We start from the raw sequence: 24,442 nt of genomic DNA, 5'->3' as shown, positions 1-24,442 counted from the left end.
TTGCTCCACTTGACTCGTCTTGTCGGCTCCTGCGGTTACCGTTTGGGCCATGGAAGGCATGGAAGGCACCACCGCACCTGTCCGACCCGGTCTCGACCTGCCCGGTGAGCCGTACGATCCCGCCGATACCGAGCGCTGGGCCACCGAGCCCGACAAACGGCCCGGGCGGACCGCCTTCCAGCGCGACCGCGCCCGTGTGCTGCACTCCGCCGCCCTGCGCCGGCTCGCCGGGAAGACGCAGGTGGTGACCCCGGGGACGCGTTCGTACGACTGGGACGCGAGTCCTCGGACGCGGCTGACGCACTCCCTCGAATGCGCCCAGGTCGGGCGCGAGCTCGGCGCCGCGCTCGGCTGTGATCCCGATCTGGTCGAAGCCGCCTGCCTGTCGCACGACATGGGGCACCCGCCCTTCGGCCACAACGGCGAGGAAGCGCTCAACGAGTTCGCCAAGGACTGCGGCGGTTTCGAGGGCAACGCCCAGTCGCTGCGGCTGCTGACCCGGCTGGAACCCAAGCGGTTCGTCCCCGATCCGGTGAGCGGCGAGCTGGTCAGCGTCGGGCTCAACCTCACCCGGGCCTGCCTGGACGCCGCCACCAAGTACCCCTGGGCGCGCGGGGACCACCCCACCGACCCGGGCTCGGTGAAGTTCGGCGCCTACGAGGACGACCTGCCGGTCTTCGAGTGGCTGCGCCGCGGCGCGCCCGCGGACCGCAAGTGCTTCGAGGCGCAGGTCATGGACTGGTCGGACGACGTGGCGTACTCCGTCCACGATTTCGAGGACGGCCTGCACGCCGGGCACCTCGACCCGAACCTGCTCTTCGCCGAGCCCGAGCGCACCGAGATCTGGCGGGTGGCCATCGGCCGGTACGTGCCCGCCGACACCGAGCCGGAGGAACTGCGCGAGGCCCTGGACCGTTTGATGGAGCAGGAGTGGTGGCCGCACGGGTACGACGGTTCGGCCGTGGCCCAAGCCCGGCTGAAGGACGCGACCAGCCAGCTGATCGGCCGTTTCTGCCTGGCCGCCGAGGGCGCCACCCGGCAGGCGTACGGGACCGGCCGGCTGACCCGGTACGCGGCGGAGCTGGTGGTGCCCCGCGAGGCCCGCAACGAGTGCGCGGTACTGAAGGCGGTGGCCGACCTGTACGTCATGCAGCGCGACGAGCAGGAGCGGATCCGAGCCGATCAGCGCATCGTCCTGGCCGAACTGGCGGAGGCCGTCAGCGCCCGCGCGCCCGAGGGTCTGGACCCGCAGTTCCGTGCGATCTTCGACGAGGCCCCGGACGACCGGGCCAGGAAGCGGGCGGTCGTGGACCAGATCGCGGCCCTCACGGACGCCTCCGCGCGCTCCTTGCACGCCCGCCTCACCCAGCGCGCGCGACGCGCCGAAGGGTGAGCCGATCGGGCCACTCCCCCTTCACGCGGCAGGCTCGGTGCGGGACGCTCGCATGTGGCCGCATGTGGCGCAGAGGTTATGAGGAGGCATCAGGTGGTCGACGCACACCGGACGTTCGTCATCGTCGGCGCAGGACTGGCCGGGGCTAAGGCGGCCGAGACGCTGAGGTCCGAGGGGTTCACGGGGCGGGTGATCCTGATCGGCGACGAGCGCGAGCATCCCTACGAGCGGCCCCCGCTCTCCAAGGGCTACCTGGCGGGCAAGGAGGAGCGCGAGAGCGTCTTCGTGCACGAGCCGTCCTGGTACGCGGCCTCCGACATCGAGCTGCACCTCGGCCAGCCCGCGGTCCACCTCGACCGGGACGCCAAGAAGGTGGTCCTCGGCGACGGCACGGCGCTGCCCTACGACAAGCTGCTGCTCGCCACCGGCGCCGAACCGCGCCGGCTCGACATCCCGGGCACCGAGCTGGTCGGGGTGCACCACCTGCGCCGGCTCTCGCACGCGGAGCGGCTGCGCAAGGCCCTGGCGGGCCTGGGCCGGGACAACGGGCACCTGCTGATCGCGGGCGCCGGCTGGATCGGCCTGGAAGTCGCGGCGGCCGCCCGCGGGTACGGGGCCGAGGTCACCGTGATCGAGCCGGCGCCGACCCCGCTGCACGCGGTGCTCGGTCCGGAGGTCGGCCGGCTCTTCGCCGACCTGCACACCGAGCACGGGGTCCGGTTCCACTTCGGATCCCACCTCACGGAGATCGTCGGGCACGACGGCATGGTGCTGGCGGCCCGTACGGACGACGGTGAGGAACACCCGGCGCACGCGGTCCTCGCGGCGATCGGGGCCGCCCCCCGGACCGCCCTGGCGGAGACCTCGGGCCTGGCCCTGGTGGACCGGGAGCACGGGGGCGGGATCGCCGTGGACGCCTCGCTGCGCACCTCCGACCCGGACGTCTACGCGGTCGGGGACGTGGCGGCCGCGCACCACCCGGTGCTGGGGGCCCGGCTGCGGGTGGAGCACTGGGCGAACGCGCTCAACGGGGGTCCGGCCGCCGCCCGGGCGATGCTGGGGCAGGAGGTCTCGTACGACCGGGTTCCGTACTTCTTCTCCGACCAGTACGACGTGGGCCTGGAGTACTCGGGGTACGCCCCTGCGGGCGGCTACGACCAGGTGCTGATCCGCGGGGACGCGGGCAAGCGGGAGTTCATCGCCTTCTGGCTCTCGGACGGCCGGGTGCTCGCCGGGATGAACGTGAACGTGTGGGACGTCACCGAGGACATCCAGGCCCTGATCAGGTCGAAGGCGCCCGTGGACCGCGAGAAGCTGGCGGATCCATCGATTCCGCTTTCGGCCCTGATTCCGGCGGAAGGGGCCTGACGGGATTGTCCGCGCCCGGCCGTAGACTGGCGCGGTGGCAGGACGGATCAACGACGACGACGTGAAGGCGGTACGGGACGCGGTCCCGATCGACGCCGTGGTCTCGGAGTACCTCCAGCTGCGCAACGCGGGCGGCGGCAACCTCAAGGGCCTCTGCCCCTTCCACGACGAGAAGTCCCCGTCCTTCCAGGTCAGCCCCAGCAAGGGCTTCTACCACTGCTTCGGCTGCCAGGCGGGCGGGGACACCCTCGACTTCGTCATGAAGATCGACCACCTCTCCTTCTCGGAGGCGGTGGAACGGCTCGCCGGCCTGGCCGGCATCACCCTGCGGTACGAAGAGGGCGGCTACACCGCCGGCAGCAGCGGGCGCGGCGAGCGGATCCGGCTGGTCGAGGCGAACAAGGCCGCGGCCGAGTTCTACACGGACCAGCTCGGCAGCGCCGAAGCGGAGATCGGCCGCAAGTTCCTGGCCGAGCGCGGCTTCGACCAGGCCGCCGCCCAGCACTTCAGCGTCGGCTACAGCCCGGCCGGCTGGGACCACCTGACGCGCTTCCTGCGCGGCAAGGGCTTCAGCGACAAGGAACTGATCACCTCGGGCCTGTCCCAGGACAGCCGCAGCGGGAAGCCCATCGACCGCTTCCGCGGCCGGCTGATGTGGCCCATCCGCGACATCAGCGGCGAGGTCGTCGGCTTCGGCGCGCGCAAGCTGCGCGACGACGACAACGGGCCCAAGTACCTGAACACCCCCGAGACGGCGATCTACAAGAAGTCCCAGGTGCTGTACGGCATCGACCTGGCCAAAAAGGAGATCGCCAAGACCTCCCGGGCCGTCGTGGTCGAGGGCTACACCGACGTGATGGCCTGCCACATGGCCGGGGTCACCACCGCGATCGCCACCTGCGGCACCGCCTTCGGCGGCGACCACATCAAGATCCTGCGCCGGCTGCTCATGGACAACGCGACCGCCGAGGTGATCTTCACCTTCGACGGGGACGCGGCCGGGCAGAAGGCCGCGCTGCGCGCTTTCGAGGACGACCAGAAGTTCGCCGCGGAGACCTCCATCACCATCGCCCCGGGCGGCATGGACCCGTGCGACCTGCGCCTGGCCAAGGGCGACGCGGCCGTGGCGGGGCTGGTCGAGGCCCGGACCCCGCTGTTCGAGTTCGCGCTGAAGCACATCGTGGCCCGGCACAACCTGGAGAACCCGGCGGGGCGGGCGGCCGCGCTGGAGGAAGCCGCCCCGATCATCAAGAAGATCAAGAACGTCGCGATCCAGCACGAGTCGGCGGTCCAGCTCGCGGGCATGCTCGGCATGCGCGACGAGCAGTTCGTGGTCAAGCGGATCGCCCAGCTCGACCGCTGGGCCCGGGAGCGCGGCAACCAGCCCCAGCAGCAGCGCCGGGGCCAGTCGTCCGGCGGCTCGGGTCACTCCGGCCACTCCGGCCATTCGTACGAAGACATCCCCGCGCCGGCCGCCACCCCCACGGGTCCCGCGCTGAACCTGCGCAGCCCCGCGCACATCACCGAGCGCGAGCTGCTCAAGCTGGCGCTCCAGCGCCCCGCCCTGGTCTCCCCCGCCTTCGACGCGTACGGGATGGACGAGTTCACCGCCCCGCCCTACGCGGCCGTGCGCCAGGCCATCCTGGACGCCGGCGGCGCTTCGCTCGGCACCGAGGACTACCTGACCCGGGTCCGGGACGCCGCGCCGAACGACACCGTCCGCGCGCTGGTCACCGAGCTCGTCGTCGAGGCCATCCACGCGAAGACCGTGGACGAGATCTACGCCGGGGTCCAGCTGGTCCAGGTCAGGCTCCGCGCGGTCGACCGCCGGGTGCACGAGATCCAGGGCACCCTGGCCCGCCTCGGCCACCAGGACGCCCCGGAGCAGCTGGCGGCGGTCCAGGAGGAGCTGTGGGTGCTCCAGCAGTACGGCCGGCGCCTGCGCAACCGGGGCGCGGAAGGCCTGTAGGGCAGCTCGGGCCCTAGCGGCGCAGCCAGTCGCCGCCCGGGATGGGGGTGCCGGAGCGGGCGAGGTGGTGGGCCAGCGGCGGGGCGGCCAGGTAGACCCAGGCGCGGACCGGGGTGCCGTCGGGGCGCAGGGCCTCGCGGGCGGTGCGGTCGTAGATGTTGGCGGGGTGTCCGGGGCCCGCGTACTCCTCCAGCAGGTCGAGCGCCACGAGGAGTTCCCCGTAGGCCCCGGGGGCCGGGGTGATCAGCTCTCCGGCTATCGCGGAGCCGGAGCCGGGGCGGTCCACGGCGTACGGGTATCCGGGGCCCTCGTACAGGGCCGCGTCCGGGAGGCGGGCGGGCTCCTCGGCGGCCGTGCGGCCGCGCAGGAACAGGTCGTGGTTGACCTCGCCGGGGCGCAGGGTCCCGTAGACGAAGAACGGGAGTTCCCGGAGCTCCTGGAGCCCCTCCGCCTGCGGAATCAGTCCCTGCGGAGTCGTTCCCCGTGGAATCGTTCCTTCGCCCTGGCCTTCCGGCCGATCGGCCGATGTCATGCGGCCCTCCCTCGATTCAGACTGAGCTGCTGACCGGTCTACCACCGGCCGCGCGCCGGGCCCAAGGTCCCGACTTCGGCCACGGGAGACCGCCTACGCACCGCTGTTACACGTCCGCCCGGTCCCTGTGACCGACGCCGCCTACCGTCAGTCTGCCTCCCCGCGCCCCGCCCTCCCCCACCACCCGACGGTTCCGCCTTCCATGACTCGACCGACCCTCCGCACCCTCGCCGCAGCCGCCCTGCTCTGCACCGTCCTCGGCCTCGGCGGCTGCGCCGCGCCCGGCGGCCTCGGCCCGGACGAGGTCGCGCCGCCCGTGTCCTCCCAGCCGCAGCCGAAACCGCTGTGGCCCTCCTGGACCGAGTCGCCGAGCTCCAGCGGTACGGCGGTGGCCGGCCACGAACCCCCGCCGCGGCCGCTCGACGGCGCGCCGGCCGTGGGGCCGGAGGGGATCGAGAAGGTGGACGTGATGGCCGTGGTCCGCGCGGACAAGGCGATGAAGCGTTTCGGCGACGGGAAGAAGATCGACGGTCCGGGCAAGGCCGGGATGCGCCCGGCCCGGTTCGCGGACCTGACGGGCGACGGGAAGCCCGAGCTGATCGTCGCCGCGGACAGCCAGACCGGCCGTTCGGTGCTGAGCGTCTACACCGCGGCCGACGGGAAGATCGTCCCGATCCTGTTCACCAGCGGCCGGCGGATGAGCGCCGAGACCGTCGGCACCGACCTGCTGGTCCGCACCACCGACGACGACGGTTCCGCGCACGACATCCGCTACCACTGGGACGGCCGGCGGATGAGCGTCCTCAGCGACGACCACAAGTTCGGCAACGCCATCTCCGGCCCGCGCTCCGGCTCCGGCGAGTGCCCGGCTCCGCAGCCGACCGCCGCCGCATCGCCCGCCCCCACGCACCAGGCCGCCAGGTGAAGCGCTTCGTGCTCCGCGGCCGCGGCCTCCTGCACTCCCTCGGCCTGCGCTGGAAGATCGCCGTCCTGCTCGCCGTCGGCTGCTCCCTCGTCGCGCTCACCATCGGCATCCTGATCCACGAGGCCCGTGCGACCCAGGTGGCCGACGCGGCGCGCAAGGGCGCCCTCGCGCAGCTCGTCCGGGTGCGCCAGGTGTACGAGCTCACGGGCCAGCTCGACTTCGACAAGGTCGGGGAGGCCGACGCGCGCCTCGACTGCCCGAGCCTGCCCGAACCCCTGCGGCAGGCCGCCCTGGCCGGGAAGCGCACCACCTACCTCGACCTGCACGGCCTCCACCCGGCGGTGTGGGCGGCCCGGCCGGTCGGCGGCGACCAAGTGCTCTCCGTACGGCAGTCGCTGACGGAGGAGCAATCGGAACTGCGGGAACTGGACCAGAAGTTGATGGCCTTCGGGGTGGTCGTCGTCACCCTCGCGGCGATCGGCGGGGCGGCGCTGGCCAGCCGGCTGAGCAAGGACCTGCGGTCCGCGGCCGAGACGGCCCGGCGGATCAGCACGGGCGAACTGGACGCCCGGATCGGCCCGTCGGGCGCGCCGGGGACGCGGAACGAGGTGGCCGAACTGTCCGCGGCGGTCGACACGATGGCGGCGAGCCTGCAGCGGCGGCTGGTGGCGGAGCAGCGGTTCACGGCGGACGTGGCGCACGAGCTGCGGACCCCGCTGACCGGTCTGCACACCGCCGCCGAACTGCTCCCGCCGGGGCGGCCCACGGAGCTGGTGCGCGACCGGGTCGCGGCCCTGTGCAGCCTGACCGAGGACCTCCTGGAGGTGGCCCGGCTGGACGGGGACCGGGAGGTGGCCCAGCTGGACATCCACCTCCTGGGACCGCTGGTGGAGGCGGTCACCCGGCGTTCGGGGGTGGAGGCGCAGCTCCTGGGCGCCGCCGACGGCACGGCCCGCGTCCGCACGGACGTCCGGAGGCTGGAGCGGATCCTGACGAACCTGCTGGTCAACGCCCGCAGGCACGGCGGGGACCCGATCACCGTGACGGTGGCCGGCAACACGGTGACCGTACGGGACCGGGGCCCGGGCTTCCCGGCGACGCTGCTGCGGGAGGGCCCGCAGCGGTTCCTGACGGGCGCGACCGAACGCGGCCAGGGCACGGGCCTGGGCCTGACCATCGCCCTGGGCCAGGCCCAGGTCATCGGCGCCCGCCTCACCCTCACCAACCCCACCCCCACCGGAGCCGCGGCCACCCTCACCCTCCCCCCGGCCTGACCCCACCAACCCACCAGCCCCCTCCAGCCCCGCCGCCGCTTGAGGCGCGGGGTCCGGGGCGGCGCCCCGGCTGGGGGTCCCCCGGACGGAGCCTGGGGGATGGTGAAAGGGCGGGGCGGCGACGGGCTCCGCGCAGCGGCGACCCGCACCCGCGAGGCCACCGTCACCCGGACGGGGTGGTGGCCCACGGATACCCCTCCACCTCTCCTCACCTGCGAGAACGCCCCACCACCACTCCCCCCGGCCCACATCTGACACCACATCAGCAGGCGCAGGCCCGCACACCCGGGTTACCTCGGAGACACGACCCCGTGTCCACAGGAGACCCCCCATGCGCCGACGCACCGCCCACGTGCTCACCGCCACCGCGCTGACCGCCGTCGCGTTCGCCGGCCCGGTGGCCGGTGCGGTCGCCGCCGCGGACCTGGGCATGACGGGCTTCGGCATGACGGGCTTCGCCGCAGGCGACTTCGCACCGCTGGAGATCTGGCCGAAGTCCGCCGCCCCCGGCACCACCGTCACGGTGAACACGAAGGCCTGCGGTCCCGGCAGCCACGCCGAGGGCGACGCCACCACCGTCGGGGGCGGCCGCTTCAAGCTGGCCCCGGGCACCCACAAGGAGGTGGTCGTGGGACAGTTCCAGGTCGCCCGCGGAGCCCACCCCGGCACCCACTCGATCGGCGCCACCTGCGCGAACGGCAAGTTCGCCACCGGCGACCTGATCGTCACCGAGCACGACCGCGCCCCCCAGGGCCACGTGCGCACCGGGGTGGGTGGTGGCACGACCACCACCACCGACCCCGCCAAGATCGCGGCGGGAGCGGCAGTGCTGGCCGCCACCGCCGTCGGCGGTACCTGGTTCCTGCGTCGCCGGGCGAGCGGCACGCGGAACTGACGGACGCCCACCGCGGCTCCGGCCGCGGTCCGACCGGTACCGTCCCCCGTCGCCCGCCCCGCGAGGTCCCCCCGTTCGCGGGGCCGGGCGACGGCCAGTCACCCCGTTCGCGTCACACGTCACCAAGCCGAGGGGGCCGCATGGAGGCAGAGGCACGCCGCGCCCGCGCCCGCGCCGGCGGGCTCGTCGCGCTGGCCACCTGCATCGGCGTCTGGCTCATCGGCAGCGGCTCCGGCGAGCCCGTCCGGCCTCCGCTGCCCTCCCCCGGTGAGGCGCTGAGCGCCCAGGCGCAGTTCCCCGGGGCCATCGCCGCGCTGCCCGGCTCCCCTCCCACCCGGATCCGGATCCCGTCCATCCGGGTGGACGCCCCGCTCACCGGGCTCGGGCTGCAGGCCGACGGCAGTCTCGAAGTGCCGCCGCCCGCCCGCCGGGACCTGGCGGGCTGGTACCGCGAGGGCACCACCCCGGGCGCCACCGGCACCGCCGTGGTCGCCGGGCACGTGGACGACGCCACCGGGCCCGCGGTCTTCTACCACCTCGGCGCGCTGCGCCGGGGAGCCCTGATCGAGATCGCCCGCGCCGACGGACGTACGGCCGTGTTCACCGTCCACGCGGTGGAGGTCTACGACGCCAAGGCCTTCCCCGACTCCCGCGTGTACGGGTCCGCCCCGCGGGCCGAGCTCCGCGTCATCACCTGCGGCGGGGGCTTCTCCCAGCGCACCGGCTACCGGGGCAACGTGGTCGTCTTCGCCCACCTGACGGGCACCTACTGAACGAACGGCTCAGCCGGTGCGGACGACGGCCTGGTCGCCGTGGGGTCCGAACAGGTGCAGGATCTCCACCACCTCGCCTTCGGCGGGTCCGAACCAGTGGGGTTCGCCGGTGTCGAACTCGGCGACCTCGCCGGGGCGCAGGGTGAGGCTCCGCTCGCCGATGACGAGGCGGAGCTCGCCGGCGAGCACGTAGAGCCATTCGTAGCCGGCGTGGGTCACCAGTTTCGGCTCCCGGTACGCGAGCACCTGCTTGAAGACCTGGACCCGGCCGGGGTACGTCGTCAGGGGGACGAGGACGCTCCCGTCCCTGCGGCGGGGCTTCAGGTGGACGCGCGCGTCACCGGTGGCCGGGGCCGCCACGAGCTGGTCGAGGGCGACGCGGTGGGTGCGCGCGAGCGGGATGAGCAGTTCGAGGGACGGGCGCCGTTTGCCCGACTCCAGGCGGGAGAGGGTACTCACGGAGATCCCGGCGGCCCGGGAGAGGGCCTCCAGGGTGAGGCCGCGCTCGCGCCGCAGCGCCCGTAGGCGCGGACCGATGGCGTCGAGGGTCCGCGCGAGTTCGGCGTTCTCGGCGTGCTCGGCATGCTCCGCGTGTCCGGCATCCCTGTCCATGGGGTCATTTTGCGGTATCGGCAAATTTCCTGGGCCGCGACCACCGCCCGGTCCGAGCATGGGCCGACATCCGAAGCCGGCGGCCGACAGGCCGTCGCGGACCCGAGGCGGCCCCCCATGACTACGACGATCACGACGATCCCGGCCGGGGCGGCCGCAGGGCCCGCCCCCGGCGCACGCCGCCGGTGGACGGTACTGGCCGTCTGCGCGCTCAGCATGTTCCTCATCGGAGTGGACACCACCATCGTCAACGTGGGCCTGCCCGCGATCGGACGGGGCCTGGGTACGGACACCCGCGGTCTGGAGTGGGTCGTGGACGCCTACACCCTGGTCCTCGCCAGCCTCCTCATCGCCTCCGGCGCCCTCGCGGACCGCTTCGGACGCCGCCGGGTGTTCCGGTGCGGGCTGACCGTCTTCGGTCTCGCCTCCCTCGCCTGCGCCCTCGCTCCGTCGCTCGGCCTCCTCGTCGCGGCGCGGGCCCTCCAGGGAGTCGGGGCCTCGATGCTGAGCCCGGTGGCCCTGGCGATCGTGGTCAACGCGATGCCCGACCCGCGGGAGCGGGCCCGGGCCATCGGCGTGTGGGCCTCGGTCTTCGGGCTCAGCATGGCCGCGGGTCCGGTCATCGGCGGTGCCCTCATCGCGGCGTTCGGCTGGCGGTCGGTGTTCTGGATCAACGCCCCCGTGGTCGTCGGCGCGCTCGTCCTGGTGGCGGTGTTCGTGCCGGAGTCCCGCGGACAGCGGGCCCGGCGGCTCGACCTGCCCGGCCAGGTGCTCCTCGCGACGGCCCTGTGCGTCTCGGTCGGCGTCCTGATCGAAGGCCCCCGCATCGGCTGGGCCTCCCCCGCGGCCCTGGGCTGCTACGCCGTCGCCGTGGCGGCCACGACCGCCTTCGCCCGGGTCGAGCTCCGCCGGGCCGAGCCCCTGATCGACCTCGGGCTGTTCCGGCGGCCGCCCTTCGCCTCGGCGGTCCTGGGCGCGGTGGCGGTGTTCGCCGCGCTGAGCGTGAGCCTGCTGCTCACCACCCTGTACTTGCAGGACGCCCGCGGCTGGACCCCGCTCGCGGCCGGCGCCGCGACCCTGCCCATGGCGCTCGGGGCCACCGTGTGCGCGCCTTGGTCGGGCAGCCTGACCGGGCGCCTGGGGCCGCGGCGACCGCTCCTCCTCGCGGGCGGGTTCACCGCGGCGGGCGGGCTCTGCATGGTGGGCCTGAGCCTGGGCCCCGGCCCGGGCGTGCCGCTGCTCCTGGCGGCCTACCTGCTCATCGGCATCGGGTTCGGCTTCGCCAACGCCCCGCTGACCCACACCGCGGTCGGCGGCCTCCCGCCGTCCCGCGCCGGCGTGGCCGGGGCCGTCACCTCCACCGCCCGCCAGGTCGGGTCGGCGGTCGGCATCGCCGTGGCGGGAGCCTTGGCCGCGGGCGTCGCCCCGGACGGCCTGGCCCGGGCCTCCCGGCCGGGCTGGCTCCTGGTGACGGCCTGCGGCCTGCTCCTCTTCGTGGTGGCCCGGGCCTCCGCCCGTAAGGAACCCGGGGCTTAAGGCCGGGTCCGGCACTCGGTCCTAGCCGTGAGGACCGCCTCGCAGGCCACGACGCCCGCCCCGATCCGCATCGCGGTCGAGTCGCCGCTCACATCGAGTTGCCGCACCGCGGCCCGCATCGCGGACAGCGTCGCGTAGGGGAAGCAGTCCCCGTGCCCCAGGGCGACGTCGGCCGCCACCCGGACCTTGACCGACCGCACCGAGTCGTCCGTGTCCAGCTTCGACCACGGGCGGAAGAGGTCCTCGGCCGTCTGCCGCACCTCGGCGCAGGACGGCGCGTCCCGCCCGCCTGCCCGGCCGTCCGCCCGGCCGCCCGTCCGGTCCCCCACCACGTATCCGCCCCCGGCGAGCACCACGGCAACAGCCGCGGCCAGGGCGAGCGTCCACCCTCGTCTCATGGGTGGTCACCCTAGGGTCTGTACGGCGCTTCGCGTCAGGGCCAGGCCAGATCCGAAAGAGACGGGCTAGGCCGGGAAGGCGTACCAGCGGCGGTGGACGTACGGCTCCACGCACAGGACCGCGGCGCCCGCCACGGCTCCCACCAGGAGCGAGGTCCAACCGCCGCCGGCGACGAGCGCACCGGCGCAGGCGCCCGCCACGACCAGCGGCCGGGCCAGGGTCAGCGGGCCGAGCCCGACCACCATGGCGAGGGTGCTGCCCCGGTACGGCAGGGCGAAGTAGGCGGCGAGCGAGAGCCCGACGGCGAGGGCGTAGGCCCCGAGCGGGACGAGGAAGCCGGTCCCGCCGTCGGCGAGGGCCCCGTACGCCCGGTCCGGGTCCTCGGCGAGCAGCAGGACCGCGCCGGCCGTGAGGGCGGGCGCGAGCAGCAGGACGGCGCCGACCGACAGTCCGCGCAGGGCCGCGCGGACGACGGCACGCTGCTTGCGGATCCGGGCGTCCCGGCCGGCGTAGGCGCGGAAGCCGCTGAACGCCACGTCGACGAGGCCGAGGGCGGCGAGCGGCCAGACCGGGTTCATCGCGCGGCCCCGGTCCCGGCTCCGGCGGCGGACCAGGCCGCGGCGTCGTGCCCGGGCGGTCCGCCGCGGGTCAGCTGCTCCGCGCCCACGAGCCGGCGGGAGGCGCGGCCGAGGGCGTGGCGCAGCGGGTCCTCCAGGTAGGGGCGGATGCCGAGGACCGGGCGCAGGGTGGTGCAGAAGGGGTTGGCCAGGCCGCGGGGTTCGTAGAGCAGCGGCCGGATGCCCGGTACGGTCGCGGCGCGCAGCAGGGTTTCGTCCGAGTGGGCGCGCCGGGCGGAGACGACCCCGTCGTGGCGGCCGAGCGGATGGCGCATGCGGGCGCGGTGGAACATCCAGGCGCCCAGGGGTGCCAGCCGGGTGGCGGCGATGTCGAAGTGGCAGAAGGCGAGTGCCTGGGAGTCGGCCTGGGCCTCGAAGAACTCCGCGAGCGCGGGGCCGCGGAAGTGGTGCAGCAGTCCGGTGGAGACGTAGACGGTGGCGACCTCCGGCAGGTCGAAGGCGTTGCCGTGGACGAACCGGCAGTCGAGCCCCTCGGCGCGGGCCAGCCGGTCGGCCTCGGCGACGAGCGCGGCGTCGAGGTCGACGCCGATCAGCTCCACGTTGGGGCCCAGGGCGCCGGTGGACGCCAGCCAGCGGACGAGGTAGCCGAGCCCGGAGCCGATGTCGACCAGGCGGAACCGGCCGCGGCGGCCCGCGATCTCGCGGATGGCCTCGAAGAGCGGGTCCAGTACCTCCACCAGCCGTTCCCCGACGCGCAGCTCCTCGCTGAGCCGCTGCAGCTCGGTGTGGACGCCGATCATCAGCCGGTCCACGGCGAGCGGGTCGAGCACGTCGTCCGGACCGGCCGGCAGTCCGGCGACGATCCGGGCCGCGCTCGGGTCCCCGGCCTCGTGGAGCCTGCGGACCACATCACCCCGGCGCACCGGCAGCCGCGCCCCGCTGAGGGGATCGGTGACGGTGATCAGGTCGGATATCTCAAGGTGGGGCACACTCGCAACTTTATCCCCCGACGGGCGGTCAGCCGCAGGTCAGCCCCATTGTTCGAGGCCCAGCTTCAGGACGAGGGCTCCGACGACCGTCAGGAGCACTCCGCGCACGAAGCCGCTGCCCTTCCGCAGCGCCATCCGGGCGCCGATCATGGCCCCGGCCAGGTTGAACACGGCCATCAGTGCTGCCAGTTGCCACAGCACCATGCCCTGGTAGGCGAACATGGCGAGCGCTCCGGCATTGGTGCACACGTTGACGATCTTCGCCGTGGCGGAGGCCGTGACCAGGTCGAGGTGGAGGAGGGCCGTCAGCGCGAGGACGAGGAAGGTGCCGGTGCCGGGGCCGATGAGCCCGTCGTAGAAGCCGATGCCGAGGCCGGCCAGGGCGATGGTGAGCAGGACGCGCTGACGGCTGACCGGAGCGGCTCCGGGAGCGACGCCGAAGGCGGGGCGGAAGAGGACGAACGCCGCGACGACCACCAGGACCACCATGATCAGCGGGCGCAGCGCGTCCTTGCTGATGCCGCCGGCCAGGGCGGCCCCGCCCATCGAGCCGGCGAGCGCGGCCAGACCGATGCGGACGGCGAGCTTCACGTCCACCGGGGTCTTGCGCAGGTACGACACGGCCGCGCCCGAGGTCCCGACGATGGCCACGGCCTTGTTGGTGCCGAGGACGGTGGCGGGGTGGGCGTTCGGCAGGCCGAGGAGCAGGGCGGGCAGGAGGAGCAGGCCGCCGCCGCCCACGACGGCGTCGATCCAGCCGGCCGCGGCGGCGGCCACGCACAGCACGATGATCATGGTTGTCGATATGTCAGGCACGGCCCGACCTTATGGAGCGGTTGGGTGCAGCGGCCATCAATCCCCGGAAACTTGCGCAAACGTTGAGCTTTGCCTGGCCGGAGCCCGGTCCGGGGCCACGGGAGCCGACGGATCCACCGCCGCGGTCAGCACGCTCGCGGCGAGCACACTGGCCAGCCCGAGCCCGGCCGCGACCCGCCTGGCCGGCGGTACGGACCCCAGCGCGCCCAGCACCGCCCGCGCCGGCGAGCTACGGGGCCTCCGATGCCGGGCCCCGGGAACGACCGGCGGCTCCGACCGGTCCAGCGTTCGAGGACCGGGGTCAGGCGCAGCCAAATCCAGCCCGTCCGGCGTTTGAGGACCGGGGTCCGGGGCGGAGCCCCGGGGAACGGGCGAAGGGCGGGTAGGGGACAAGCCCCGCGCAGCGGCAAGGGGCACGGGCAGGGTGACGTGCAACGGGTGACGCACAGGGTGGCGACCTCTCGGGACGGAAACGGAAGCGTGCGTGCACGGAAGCGGCAGCGGACCTGCGGCGGGTTCAGAACCCGAAGCACTCCGCGTGGATCCGCCCAGCCGGCACCCCGGCCCGAAGCAGCGCGGACTGGGTGGCGTCCGCCATCCCGGGCGGCCCGCACAGGTACACGTCGTGCTCGGCCAGCTCCGGGACCAGCGCGGCCAGCGCCTGCGGAGCCAGCGGGTCGAAGGCGGCGCCCGACGGCCCGAGGAGGTAGTGCAGCCCGGCCTGCCGTTCGGCGGCGATGGCCTCCAGCTCGGAGCGCAGGACGAGGTGCTCCTCGGCGCCCGCCCGGTAGAGCAGGGTGATGTCCCCCGGCCCGCCGGGCAGGGTCTCGAACAGCGCCCGCATCGGGGTGATCCCGACCCCTCCGGCGATCAGCAGCACCTTGGTCCGCGTCCGCCGGGCCGCGGTGAGCGCCCCGAAGGGGCCGGTGGCCAGGACCCGGGTGCCGGGCCGCAGCCGGCGGATCCGGCGGGAGTGGCCTCCGAGGGCCTTCACGGTGATGCGCAGGGTGTTCCCGCGGACCGGCGCCGACAGCGAGAACGGCAGCGCGGTGTGCCACAGCCGGCGTTGGAGGAACCGCCAGCGCAGGAACTGCCCCGGCTCCGCGCGCAGCTCCGCGAGGTGCTCCCCGTAGACGAGGACGGAGACCACCCCGGGGCCCTCCGTGCGGACCTCGGCGACGCGCAGCGCGTGCCGCAGGGCCTGGCGTACGGGGACCACGGCGCGGTACCAGATCAGCAGGACGGCAACCACCGCATGGGCGAGGGCCCAGAACCAGGCGACGAGGGCCAGGTCGGGTCCGGCGAGCTGGTGCCCGAAGGCGAGGGCGGCGGCGAGGTACACGAGGAGGTGGACCCCCCGCCAGGTTTCGTGGCTGACCCGGCGGCGTACGGATCGGGCGGAGGTGATGCCGACGGCGACCAGGAGGACGGTCCCGGCCGTCGCGGCGGCCAGCGCCGGATAGCCGAGCAGCTGCCGGACCGCCGAGAGCACGTCGACCCCCTCGTGCACGGCATAGCCGCAGAGCGCGAAGGCCGTGTGCCCGAGACAGAGCAGCATGACGTGGCGGCCGCCGAGCGCGTGCCAGCGGGCGAGCCGGGCCGCGCCCACCCCGTGCTCGACGGCGGGGACCCGGGCCATGAGGAACAGCAGGACGAGTACCCCGTACCCGGCGAGCAGGCCGGACAGGTGCGCGGCGGTCGCGAACAGCGCGTCGAGCCGGGCCGAGGGCCGCACCTGGGCGGCCCACAGCAGGGCGACGGTCCCCGCCCCGCCGAGCATCCCGCCCTTGACCCGAACCGCCATGTCTCGCTCTCGCATACGGCCACGCTACGGGCGGTCCGGCGGGCCCCCCGGCCCTCCCGGTGATCCTTAAGGCGGCCTTGAGGAGCGCCTCACGGGCCCTTAACCCGCGCGCTGAGGTCGAGGTTCCGTCAGGGAAACAAGGGCGATGCCGTGGGGAAACAGCGGCCGCGCACTCTCGTGTCATGACCTCGGAACAGCAACGCGTGGTGGTGATCGGCGGCGGCCTCGCGGGCCTGCGGCTCGCCGCCCGGCTGGGCGGGGACGTACGCGTTCTCGGCGAGGAGGAGCACGTCCCGTACAACCGGGTCCTCCTCGCGGAGGTCCTGGCCGGCCGGTACGCGCCGGAAGTGACGGCCCTCCCGGCCCCCGGCCCGGCGCTGCGCCGCGGCGTGCGGGCGGTACGGATCGACCGGGCGGAGCGGGTGGTGCACTGCGACGACGGAACGGTCGAGCGGTACGGCACCCTCGTCCTGGCCACGGGGTCGAACCCGGTCCTCCCTCCCCTCCGCGGCCTGTTCGAACCCGAAGGCCGGGAGCTTCCCGCCGGGGTCCACGCGTTCCGCACCATGGACGACTGCCTGGCCCTGTCGGCGGCCGTACGTCCCGGCGTGCGCGCGGTGGTGATCGGCGGCGGCCTCCTCGGCGTCTCGGCGGCCCGCGCCCTCGCCGAGCGGGGCGCCCAGGTCGTCCTCGCCCAGCAGGGCGAGCGCCTGATGGAACGCCAACTGGACGCGGAGGCCTCATCCCTCCTCCACACCCACCTGACCGCCATGGGCGTGGAGATCCACACGGAATGCCGAGTCCGCGGCCTGTCGACGACCGGCGCGAGTCCGCTACCACCTCGCGGAGCCGGCGTTGCCCTGCGGGCAATCCAGCCCACCAGCGTGCACATCCAAGCGGACGCCGGCCAGAATCCAGCCCCTCCGGCGTTTGAGGAAGGGGGCACCCCCAGCGGTAGCTGGGGGAGGGTCCGGGCAGAGCCCGGAACGCCCCGCAGGGCCGTCACTCCCGACGCCGCCTCCCCGGGTCGGCACCCGGCACCCGCCCAGGCACCCCGCCGGGTGACCGGCGTCGAACTCGCCAACGGCTACCGCCTGGACGCCGATCTCGTCGTCCTCGCCTGCGGCGTCCGCCCCCGCACGGGCCTCGCCCAGGCCGCCGGCCTCGACGTCCGCAAGGGGATCCTCGTCGACGACGAGCTGCGCACCAGCGACCCCCGCATCCACGCCGTCGGCGACTGCGCCGAGCACGCGGGCCGGGTGTACGGCCTGGCCGGCCCCGCGCTCGAACAGGCCGACGCCCTCGCCGGAGTCCTGCTCGGAACCGGCAGGGGACTCGACCGGGACCCCGCCTACAGCGGGACCCGCGCCCTGACCCGCCTCACCCTCACCGCCGGCGGTGACCGGCCCCTCGACCTCGCCGCCTTCGGCGAGACCACCGCCCTCCCCGGCGACGACGTGGTCCGGCTGGCCGACGCCACCCGCCGCACCTACCGCAAGGTCGTCATCCGCGGCGACCGCCTCGTCGGCGGGGTCCTGCTCGGCGAACTCTCCACCGTGGGCGCCCTCGCCCGCAGCTGGGAGGACGGCGCCCCCCTCACCGACCAGCACGGTCTCACCGACCTGCACCACCTGCTCACCGACGACGGAGGCTCCTGATCATGGCCGCAGCCACGCCCCATCCCGCCCCGGCCACCGCCCAGGCCACCGCCACCCCCGCCCCCGCCCCCGGAACCCGGCCCTCCCTCGTGCTCATCGGCCACGGCATGGTCGGCCAGCGCTACCTGGAGGCGCTCGCCGAACTCGGCGCCACCGCCACGCACCGGATCACCGTGCTCTGCGAGGAGCCGCGGCCCGCCTACGACCGCGTGCACCTGACCTCGTACTTCTCCGGCAGCACCCCCGAGGACCTCTCCCTCACCCCCGCCTCCTTCATGGAGGAGCACGGGATCGCCCTGCACCTCGACGACCCCGCCGAGAGCATCGACCGCGACGCCCGCACCGTCACCGCCCGCTCGGGGCAGGTGTTCCCGTACGACGTGCTCGTGCTCGCGACCGGCAGCTACCCCTTCGTGCCGCCCGTCCCCGGCAAGGACGCCCCGGGCTGTTTCGTCTACCGCACCATCGAGGACCTCCTCGCGATCGAGGAGTACGCCAAGACCCGGACCACCGGCGCCGTGGTCGGCGGCGGCCTGCTCGGGCTGGAGGCCGCCGGCGCGCTCAAGGGCCTCGGACTCGCCACCCGCGTGGTGGAGTTCGCGCCGCGCCTGATGCCCGTCCAGGTCGACGAGGGCGGCGGCGCGGCCCTGCTGCGCACCATCGAGAACATGGGGCTCACCGTCCACACGGGCGTCGGCACCCAGGAGGTCCTCACCGGCGAGGACGGCTCGGTCAACGGCATGAAGCTGTCCGACGGCTCCAGCGTCGACACCGACCTGGTCGTCTTCTCCGCCGGCGTCCGCCCCCGCGACCAGCTCGCCCGCGAGAGCGGCCTGAAGGTCGGCGAACGCGGCGGCATCTCCGTGGACGCCCGCTGCCGCACCTCCGACCCGCACGTCTACGCCATCGGCGAGTGCGCGCTCGCCTCCGACGGCCGCGTCTACGGCCTGGTCGCCCCCGGCTACGAGATGGCGGAGACGGCCGCGGCCGATCTGCTGGGCCGCGAGAAGGAGTTCACCGGCGCCGACCTCTCCACCAAGCTCAAGCTGCTCGGCGTGGACGTGGCCTCCTTCGGCGACGCCCACGGCGCCACCGCCGGCAGCCTCGACGTCGTCTACTCCGACTCCCGCTCCGGCGTCTACAAGAAGGTGGTCGTCTCCGCCGAAGGCGTCCTGCTCGGCGGCGTCCTGGTCGGCGACGCCGACTCCTACGGGCTGCTGCGCCCGCTCACCGGCTCCGTACCGCCCGTCACCCCCGAGCAGCTGGTGCTGCCCGCCGGCGTCGGCGCACCCGTCGCGCTCGGCCCGGCCTCGCTCCCGGACGGCGCGGTGATCTGCTCCTGCCACAACGTCACCAAGAAGGCGATCACCGCCCACACGACGGTCCCCGAGGTCAAGAAGTGCACCAAGGCGGGCACCGGCTGCGGGAGCTGCCTCAAGGTGATCGGCCAGCTGATGCCACCGGCCGCCGACAAGGGCCTCTGCGGCTGCTTCTCCTTCACCCGCGCCGAGCTCTACGAGATCGTCCGCACCCTGCGCGTGACCTCGTACGAACGGCTCCTCGACAGCCACGGCCGCGAGGAGGCGCGCGGCGGCGAGGGCTGCGAGGTCTGCAAGCCCACCGTCGGTTCGATCATCGCCTCGCTCGCCCCCACCCTCGGCGCGAGCGGCTACGTCCTGGACGGGGAGCAGGCCGCCCTCCAGGACACCAACGACCACTTCCTCGCCAACATGCAGCGCAACGGCTCGTACTCGGTCGTCCCGCGCATCCCCGGCGGCGAGATCACCCCCGACAAGCTCATCGTGATCGGCGAGGTGGCCCGCGACTTCGGCCTCTACACGAAGATCACCGGCGGGCAGCGCATCGACCTCTTCGGCGCCGCCATCGACCAGCTCCCCCTCATCTGGGCCCGGCTCGTCCAGGCCGGGTTCGAGTCCGGGCACGCGTACGGCAAGGCGCTGCGGACCGTGAAGTCCTGCGTGGGCCAGACCTGGTGCCGCTACGGGGTCCAGGACTCGGTGCGGATGGCCATCGACCTGGAGCTGCGCTACCGGGGCCTGCGCGCCCCGCACAAGCTCAAGTCGGCGGTCTCCGGCTGCGCCCGCGAGTGCGCGGAGGCGCAGAGCAAGGACTTCGGGATCATCGCGACGGCCGGCGGCTGGAACCTCTACGTCGGCGGCAACGGCGGCGCCACCCCGCGCCACGCCGACCTGCTGGCGCAGGACCTGTCCGACGCCGAACTGGTCCGGCTCATCGACCGGTTCCTGATGTTCTACATCCGCACCGCCGACCGGCTGGAGCGGACCTCCACCTGGCTGGACCGGCTGGAGGGCGGCCTCGACCACCTGCGGGACGTGATCGTGCACGACTCGCTCGGGCTCTGCGCGGAGCTGGAGTCGCTGATGGCCGACCACGTGGCGCACTACCGCGACGAATGGGCCGAGACCCTGGACGACCCGGAGCGGCTGCGCCGGTTCGTGTCCTTCGTCAACGCCCCCGGCGCACCCGACCCGAGCGTGAAGTTCGTCCCCGAACGCGGCCAGGTCAAGCCCGACCTGACCGTCCTGACGCTGGAGCCCCTGGGAGGCACCCGATGACCGTGGAACTGCAGGTGGCGGAGGGATGGCTCACCGTGTGCGAGCTGTCGGCGCTGATCCCCGGGCGCGGGGTGGCGGCGCTGCTGCCCGACGGGAGCCAGGCCGCCGTGTTCGTCGACCGCACGGGACGCCCGTATGCCATCGGCAACCGGGACCCCTTCACGGGGGCGCAGGTGCTCTCGCGCGGGCTGGTCGGCTCGGCCGCGGGACGGCTCTTCGTGGCCTCGCCACTGCTCAAGCAGCGCTTCGACCTGGAGTCGGGGCACTGCCTGGACGACGAGGAGGTGGCGGTCCGGACGTACCCGGTGCGGACCGCCGCGACCTCCTGAGGCTCGGCCCGGGGCTCAGCCCTGGATCATCGACGGGTCCATCCACATGATCTCCCAGGTGTGACCGGAGAGGTCGTCGAAGGCACGGCCGTACATGACCCCGTGGTCCTGGGCGGGACGGGGCTCGGTGGCGCCCGCCGCCAGGGCCCCGTCGACGAGCTCGTCGACGGCGCCGCGGCTCTCGGCGCTCAGACACAGCAGCACTTCGGAGGTCTTGGCGGCGTCCGCGATGTCCTTGTGGGTGAAGTCCTTGTAGCGGGCCTCGGTCAGGAACATGGCCACGATCGAGTCGCTGATGGGCATCGAGGCGCAGTTCTCGTCGGTGAACTGGGCGTTGAAGGTGTAACCGAGCTTGCCCCAGAAGGTCTTGGTGGCCTCCAGGTCCTTGACCGGCAGGTTGACGAAGATCATGGTGGACGACGTGGAGGACATCGCGGTCTCTCTTCTCTCGGTGCGTTCGCGTTGCTTTCGAGAGGTAGACCGGAGCCCTCCGGGAAACTCATCGCTCCCCGTGAAACTTTTCCAGGAATCTCCGAACCCGCAGGTCAGAGCATGGTCGAGCGCAGCTCCAAGGCCGCCAGCGGTACGAAGCCCAGCCCGTCGGCGCTCGCCATGGAGGCATCGGCGCCGGCCAGCCGCTTGTGCAGGGTCAGCGCGATCCGCTCGCCCTGGGCCTTGGCCCGCTCCGCGTTCGGCCCCCGGTGCAGTCCGTCGATCGTGGCCCGCCACAGCTGCACCCAGCGGCCGAAGTCCTCGGCGGTCATCGCGCGGGCCGACTGGAGGGCCGCGTGCGGGGCGAAGGCGTTGCGCCGGTAGTCGGCGCTGCGGAAGAGGGCCCGCTCCCAGAAGTCGGTGATCCGGGGCAGGTGCACGTCGAGGTCGGTACCGGCGATCTCGGTGAAGAAGGGCCCGATCCGCGGATCGGCGAAGGCCGCCGTGTAGAAGCGGCGCAGCACGACGTCGAGGTCGGCGCGGCCGGTGATGTCGGCGTCGGCGGCATGGGGGTTCATCACTCCACCATCCTCCCGCACCTGCTTCCTCCCCAGGGCAAAAAGTCCCGCATCACCCCGTCCCGCGCCGCTTCGATACCGCTTCGGCGCCTCTCCGCTTCCTCTCCGATTCAGGAAATCCCTCCGGGAGGATTGACCTCGCGCCGGTCGCTCCCGCGTCATATGGAATTGACGTCACGTCAACTCGACGGTTCTAAGTTCCTCGACGCGTGCGTGACTCCGCGCCCGACCGGGCGCGGAGCCTCTCCTCCCACAGGAGTGACCGTGGAACGTCGTACCTTCCTTCGCGGGGCCGTCATCGGCTCCTCCGCCGCCGCCTTCGGCGGCACGCTGATGCACGGCGCGGCCTACGCGGCCCCCGCCCAGCCCGGCGCCGGACCCTACGGGGCGCTCGGCGCCGCCGACGCCAACGGCATCATGCTGCCCGCCGGCTTCAGCAGCCGGGTGATAGCGCGCTCCGGCCAGACGGTCAGCGGCACCTCGTACACCTGGCACAGCGCCCCCGACGGCGGCGCCTGCTTCGCCGACGGCACGGGCTGGATCTACGTGTCGAACTCGGAGATCAACCCCTCCGGCGGTGCGAGCGCGGTGAAGTTCAACTCCTCCGGCAGCATCACCGGCGCCTACCGGATCCTCTCCAACACCCGCCAGAACTGCGCGGGCGGCAAGACCCCGTGGAACACCTGGCTGTCCTGCGAGGAGGTCAGCCTCGGCTACGTCTACGAGGCCGACCCGTACGGGGTGAACGCGTCCGTCCGGCGCGCCGCGATGGGCCGCTTCAAGCACGAGGCGGCCGCCGCCGACCCCGTGCGCCAGGTGATCTACATGACGGAGGACGAGTCGAGCGGCTGCTTCTACCGCTTCATCCCCACCACCTGGGGCAACCTCTCCTCCGGCACCCTCCAGGTGCTCGTCGCCGGCACCGCCACCTCCGGCTCCTTCACCTGGGCCAACGTCCCCGACCCGGACGGCTCGCCGACCACCACCCGCACCCAGGTCTCGGGCTCGAAGAAGTTCAACGGCGGCGAGGGCTGCCACTACGCCAACGACACGGTGTGGTTCACGACCAAGGGCGACAACCGGGTCTGGCAGCTCAACCTCGCGAACAGCACCTACGAGCTGGCCTACGACGACTCCCTGGTCTCCGGCGGCGGCGCCCCCCTGACGGGCGTCGACAACGTCACGGGCTCCTCGTACGGCGACCTGTACGTCGCCGAGGACGGCGGCAACCTGGAGATCTGCGTGATCACCCCGGACGACGTGGTCGCCCCCTTCCTGCGGGTCACCGGCCAGTCCTCCTCGGAGATCTGCGGCCCGGCCTTCTCCCCCGCCGGCAACCGCCTCTACTTCAGCAGCCAGCGCGGCACGAGCGGCAGCTCGACGGGCGGCATCACGTACGAGGTCACGGGCCCCTTCCGCACCTGATCCGGGAGCGGAGCCCCTGGCAACGGCGCCGCACGGCACCGGCAACCGCGCCCCGGCGGGTCACTGACCCGCCGGGGCGCGGCCCGTCACGACACCACGGCCCCGCCCTTGAGCAGCGCGGCTCCCAGCGGCGTCACCGTGTGCAGCACGGCGTTGCCCCGCCGCAGCGTGGTGACCAGCCCGGCCTCCCGCATCACCCCCGCGTGCTGGCTCGCGGAGGCCAGCGAGACCCCGGCCCGCCGTGCCAGCTCGCTCGTGGTGGCCCCGTCGCCGATCGCCTGGAGCACCACCGACCGGGTGTGCCCGACGAGCTTGCCCAGGGTGTGCTGGCGGTGCCGGCGCCGCTCCTCCGCCGGGCGGGCCGCCTCGCCGCCGGCCTGCGCCGAGGAGGACTCGGCCGCCGCCGGATACACCAGCACGGGCGCCAGCTCCGGATCGTGCAGGGTCACCGCCGTGCGCCGGCAGAAGAAGGAGGGCTGGAGCAGCAGCCCGCGCCCCCGGAGCCGTACGTCCCGGTCCACGGGGTAGTCGCACTCCAGCACCGGCGCCCGCCACCGCAGCATCGGCGGCAGCGAGGCCAGCAGCTCGTCCGCTCCGCCGTCGAGCAGCGCCCGCCCCCGCGCGGCCCGCTCGGCCTCGATCTGCGCCTGGATGTGGCTCCAGTACGGCTCCACGGCCGCCCGGTGGTACCCGCGCAGCTCCCCCAGCAGCCGGGGCAGGTGCGCGGTGTCCCCCTCCATGAAGTCCCGCAGCCGCCGGGGCACCAGCGTCTCGGGGCCCCGGTACGCGCTCCCGCCGGCCGCCGCCGCCGGCATCCCGAAGGCCGCGGCCATGCCGGAGCCGGCCTCCACGCCCCGGCCGAGCAGGATGAGCTCGCGGCGCAGCCGCTCGGGGCGGATCCCGCGCAGGGCGTCGAGGCCCACGTCCCACCCGTACTGCCCCTCCGTGGGGGTCAGGAAATCGGGGAAATACCCGCGGCTCGGTATCAGCGCACCGAGAAGTCGTGTTTCACCATTCAACCTGGTGCGTGTTTCGGCACGCCAATCGCCGAAGAGCCGGGTATCCCGCCGGTCCCGTAAACGGTGAAAACTCAAGATGGTTTCCCACAACGCATCCGGACGCCCTGCCATCCTTACGCGTGCGAGGTCCACTCCAGTGAAATGGATACGCAGCACCCGAACCCCCACCTGTGCAACCGCAATCCCCCCGCCCCTCGAGTATGCACGCCGTCACACGTGGTCACCATGGCCTTTCAGCCACAGTTGAAACCCCTTTCGGCGAAGGTGTGACAACCGAAATCCTGTACTCCGCCGGGCACACTCCGGCGCGACCGAAACGCTCCGCGAAGGCCGTGGGGGGCTTTGCGGGGCCTGGCGGTCGGTCGCACCGGGAAGCGCCGACGTGTCCGGCGGATTGGCGACAGGCGGTGGACGGGTGGGGATCCGTCCACCGCCTGTTGCCGTTAAGGCATCTGGAACAACATTGAACCAATACTGAGCCCCGGGAACGCCGGGGAACGCGGGGAACGCCACCCGCGGAAGGCCGGGGAACGCCCCCGAA

General features: G+C 73.5%; 22 protein-coding genes. 12 read left to right on the top strand and 10 right to left on the bottom strand.

The annotated features are described in order from the left end of the window. The first annotated feature begins 49 nt into the window (after window positions 1-49). From AC3IX6_RS25890 to dnaG, 3 genes are all read left to right on the top strand, one after another. Window positions 50-1,393, top strand: a complete 1,344-nt coding sequence (locus AC3IX6_RS25890; protein WP_489365041.1) for a deoxyguanosinetriphosphate triphosphohydrolase — start codon at window positions 50-52, stop codon at window positions 1,391-1,393. Window positions 1,394-1,486: 93 nt separating this feature from the next. Further along, window positions 1,487-2,761, top strand: coding sequence for an NAD(P)/FAD-dependent oxidoreductase (locus AC3IX6_RS25885; RefSeq protein ID WP_489365039.1), 1,275 nt, complete (start codon window positions 1,487-1,489; stop codon window positions 2,759-2,761). Window positions 2,762-2,795: 34 nt separating this feature from the next. Next, window positions 2,796-4,730 carry a DNA primase gene (gene dnaG, locus AC3IX6_RS25880; protein ID WP_489365037.1) on the top strand — a complete coding sequence of 645 codons (1,935 nt, stop codon included), beginning with the start codon at window positions 2,796-2,798 and terminating at the stop codon, window positions 4,728-4,730. 13 nt (window positions 4,731-4,743) lie between these two features. Here the strand turns inward: dnaG and AC3IX6_RS25875 are convergent, their stop codons facing one another. Then, window positions 4,744-5,262, bottom strand: coding sequence for a gamma-glutamylcyclotransferase family protein (locus tag AC3IX6_RS25875; RefSeq protein WP_489365035.1), 519 nt, complete (start codon window positions 5,260-5,262; stop codon window positions 4,744-4,746). 202 nt (window positions 5,263-5,464) lie between these two features. Between AC3IX6_RS25875 and AC3IX6_RS25870 the strand changes: the two genes are divergently transcribed. The 4 genes from AC3IX6_RS25870 to AC3IX6_RS25855 all read left to right on the top strand — a co-directional run bounded on the left by AC3IX6_RS25870 (window position 5,465) and on the right by AC3IX6_RS25855 (window position 9,129). Then, window positions 5,465-6,187 (top strand): hypothetical protein, encoded by a 723-nt coding sequence (locus tag AC3IX6_RS25870; protein ID WP_489365033.1) that lies wholly within the window; start codon window positions 5,465-5,467, stop codon window positions 6,185-6,187. After that, complete coding sequence (locus AC3IX6_RS25865) at window positions 6,124-7,461, top strand: ATP-binding protein (RefSeq protein WP_489365031.1); 1,338 nt, start codon at window positions 6,124-6,126, stop codon at window positions 7,459-7,461. Before AC3IX6_RS25870 ends, AC3IX6_RS25865 begins: the two co-directional genes overlap by 64 nt. A gap of 331 nt (window positions 7,462-7,792) precedes the next feature. Continuing rightward, window positions 7,793-8,356 (top strand): GVDTG sorting domain-containing protein, encoded by a 564-nt coding sequence (locus AC3IX6_RS25860; RefSeq protein WP_250752212.1) that lies wholly within the window; start codon window positions 7,793-7,795, stop codon window positions 8,354-8,356. A gap of 140 nt (window positions 8,357-8,496) precedes the next feature. Then, window positions 8,497-9,129 carry a class F sortase gene (locus tag AC3IX6_RS25855; protein WP_489365029.1) on the top strand — a complete coding sequence of 211 codons (633 nt, stop codon included), beginning with the start codon at window positions 8,497-8,499 and terminating at the stop codon, window positions 9,127-9,129. Between the two features lie 9 nt (window positions 9,130-9,138). Here AC3IX6_RS25855 and AC3IX6_RS25850 read toward each other — a convergent pair whose 3' ends face one another. Beyond that, window positions 9,139-9,741, bottom strand: a complete 603-nt coding sequence (locus tag AC3IX6_RS25850; RefSeq protein WP_489365027.1) for a helix-turn-helix domain-containing protein — start codon at window positions 9,739-9,741, stop codon at window positions 9,139-9,141. A 117-nt stretch (window positions 9,742-9,858) separates the two neighbouring features. On the opposite strand from AC3IX6_RS25850, the gene AC3IX6_RS25845 reads away from it, so the two are divergent. Continuing rightward, complete coding sequence (locus tag AC3IX6_RS25845) at window positions 9,859-11,277, top strand: MFS transporter (protein ID WP_489365025.1); 1,419 nt, start codon at window positions 9,859-9,861, stop codon at window positions 11,275-11,277. Here AC3IX6_RS25845 and AC3IX6_RS25840 read toward each other — a convergent pair. The 5 genes from AC3IX6_RS25840 to AC3IX6_RS25820 all read right to left on the bottom strand — a co-directional run bounded on the left by AC3IX6_RS25840 (window position 11,274) and on the right by AC3IX6_RS25820 (window position 15,878). Beyond that, window positions 11,274-11,675: a hypothetical protein gene (locus AC3IX6_RS25840; RefSeq protein ID WP_489365023.1), complete on the bottom strand. Its 402-nt coding sequence runs from the start codon at window positions 11,673-11,675 to the stop codon at window positions 11,274-11,276. The genes AC3IX6_RS25845 and AC3IX6_RS25840 overlap by 4 nt on opposite strands. 66 nt (window positions 11,676-11,741) lie before the next feature. Further along, the gene (locus AC3IX6_RS25835; RefSeq protein ID WP_489365022.1) at window positions 11,742-12,254 is read right to left on the bottom strand and encodes a hypothetical protein; all 513 of its coding nucleotides are present in this window, start codon (window positions 12,252-12,254) and stop codon (window positions 11,742-11,744) included. Next, complete coding sequence (locus AC3IX6_RS25830) at window positions 12,251-13,243, bottom strand: class I SAM-dependent methyltransferase (RefSeq protein WP_489365020.1); 993 nt, start codon at window positions 13,241-13,243, stop codon at window positions 12,251-12,253. Before AC3IX6_RS25830 ends, AC3IX6_RS25835 begins: the two co-directional genes overlap by 4 nt. Before the next feature lie 39 nt (window positions 13,244-13,282). Further along, a complete protein-coding gene (locus tag AC3IX6_RS25825) occupies window positions 13,283-14,059 on the bottom strand; it encodes a sulfite exporter TauE/SafE family protein (protein WP_489365018.1) in 777 nt (258 codons plus the stop codon). A gap of 517 nt (window positions 14,060-14,576) precedes the next feature. Continuing rightward, window positions 14,577-15,878, bottom strand: a complete 1,302-nt coding sequence (locus tag AC3IX6_RS25820) for a ferredoxin reductase family protein (protein ID WP_489365016.1) — start codon at window positions 15,876-15,878, stop codon at window positions 14,577-14,579. 167 nt (window positions 15,879-16,045) lie between these two features. Between AC3IX6_RS25820 and AC3IX6_RS25815 the strand changes: the two genes are divergently transcribed. The 3 genes from AC3IX6_RS25815 to nirD are packed head-to-tail and all read left to right on the top strand — an operon-like array spanning window position 16,046 to window position 20,447. After that, window positions 16,046-17,521, top strand: coding sequence for an NAD(P)/FAD-dependent oxidoreductase (locus AC3IX6_RS25815; protein WP_489365014.1), 1,476 nt, complete (start codon window positions 16,046-16,048; stop codon window positions 17,519-17,521). A gap of 2 nt (window positions 17,522-17,523) precedes the next feature. Beyond that, window positions 17,524-20,118: a nitrite reductase large subunit NirB gene (gene nirB / locus AC3IX6_RS25810; protein WP_489365012.1), complete on the top strand. Its 2,595-nt coding sequence runs from the start codon at window positions 17,524-17,526 to the stop codon at window positions 20,116-20,118. Further along, entirely contained in the window at window positions 20,115-20,447 is a 333-nt protein-coding gene (gene nirD / locus AC3IX6_RS25805) for a nitrite reductase small subunit NirD (protein WP_489365011.1), read from the top strand. Before nirB ends, nirD begins: the two co-directional genes overlap by 4 nt. A 15-nt stretch (window positions 20,448-20,462) precedes the next feature. On the opposite strand, the gene AC3IX6_RS25800 is transcribed toward nirD, so the two are convergent. Both AC3IX6_RS25800 and AC3IX6_RS25795 read right to left on the bottom strand, forming a co-directional pair. Continuing rightward, window positions 20,463-20,879, bottom strand: coding sequence for a VOC family protein (locus AC3IX6_RS25800; RefSeq protein WP_489365009.1), 417 nt, complete (start codon window positions 20,877-20,879; stop codon window positions 20,463-20,465). 113 nt (window positions 20,880-20,992) lie between these two features. Further along, the gene (locus tag AC3IX6_RS25795) at window positions 20,993-21,457 is read right to left on the bottom strand and encodes a group III truncated hemoglobin (protein ID WP_489365007.1); all 465 of its coding nucleotides are present in this window, start codon (window positions 21,455-21,457) and stop codon (window positions 20,993-20,995) included. Window positions 21,458-21,721: 264 nt separating this feature from the next. Here AC3IX6_RS25795 and AC3IX6_RS25790 point away from each other — a divergent pair, with 264 nt between their 5' ends. Beyond that, window positions 21,722-22,882: an alkaline phosphatase PhoX gene (locus AC3IX6_RS25790; protein WP_489365005.1), complete on the top strand. Its 1,161-nt coding sequence runs from the start codon at window positions 21,722-21,724 to the stop codon at window positions 22,880-22,882. A gap of 86 nt (window positions 22,883-22,968) precedes the next feature. Here the strand turns inward: AC3IX6_RS25790 and AC3IX6_RS25785 are convergent, their stop codons facing one another. Next, window positions 22,969-24,057, bottom strand: a complete 1,089-nt coding sequence (locus tag AC3IX6_RS25785) for an ArsR/SmtB family transcription factor (protein ID WP_489365003.1) — start codon at window positions 24,055-24,057, stop codon at window positions 22,969-22,971. Between the last annotated feature and the right edge of the window lie 385 nt (window positions 24,058-24,442).

The organism is Streptomyces sp. GL_141 (genome assembly GCF_057834385.1).
The sequence above is the reverse complement of the archived record's forward strand: the minus strand, read 5'-3'. Positions and strand labels throughout refer to the sequence as shown.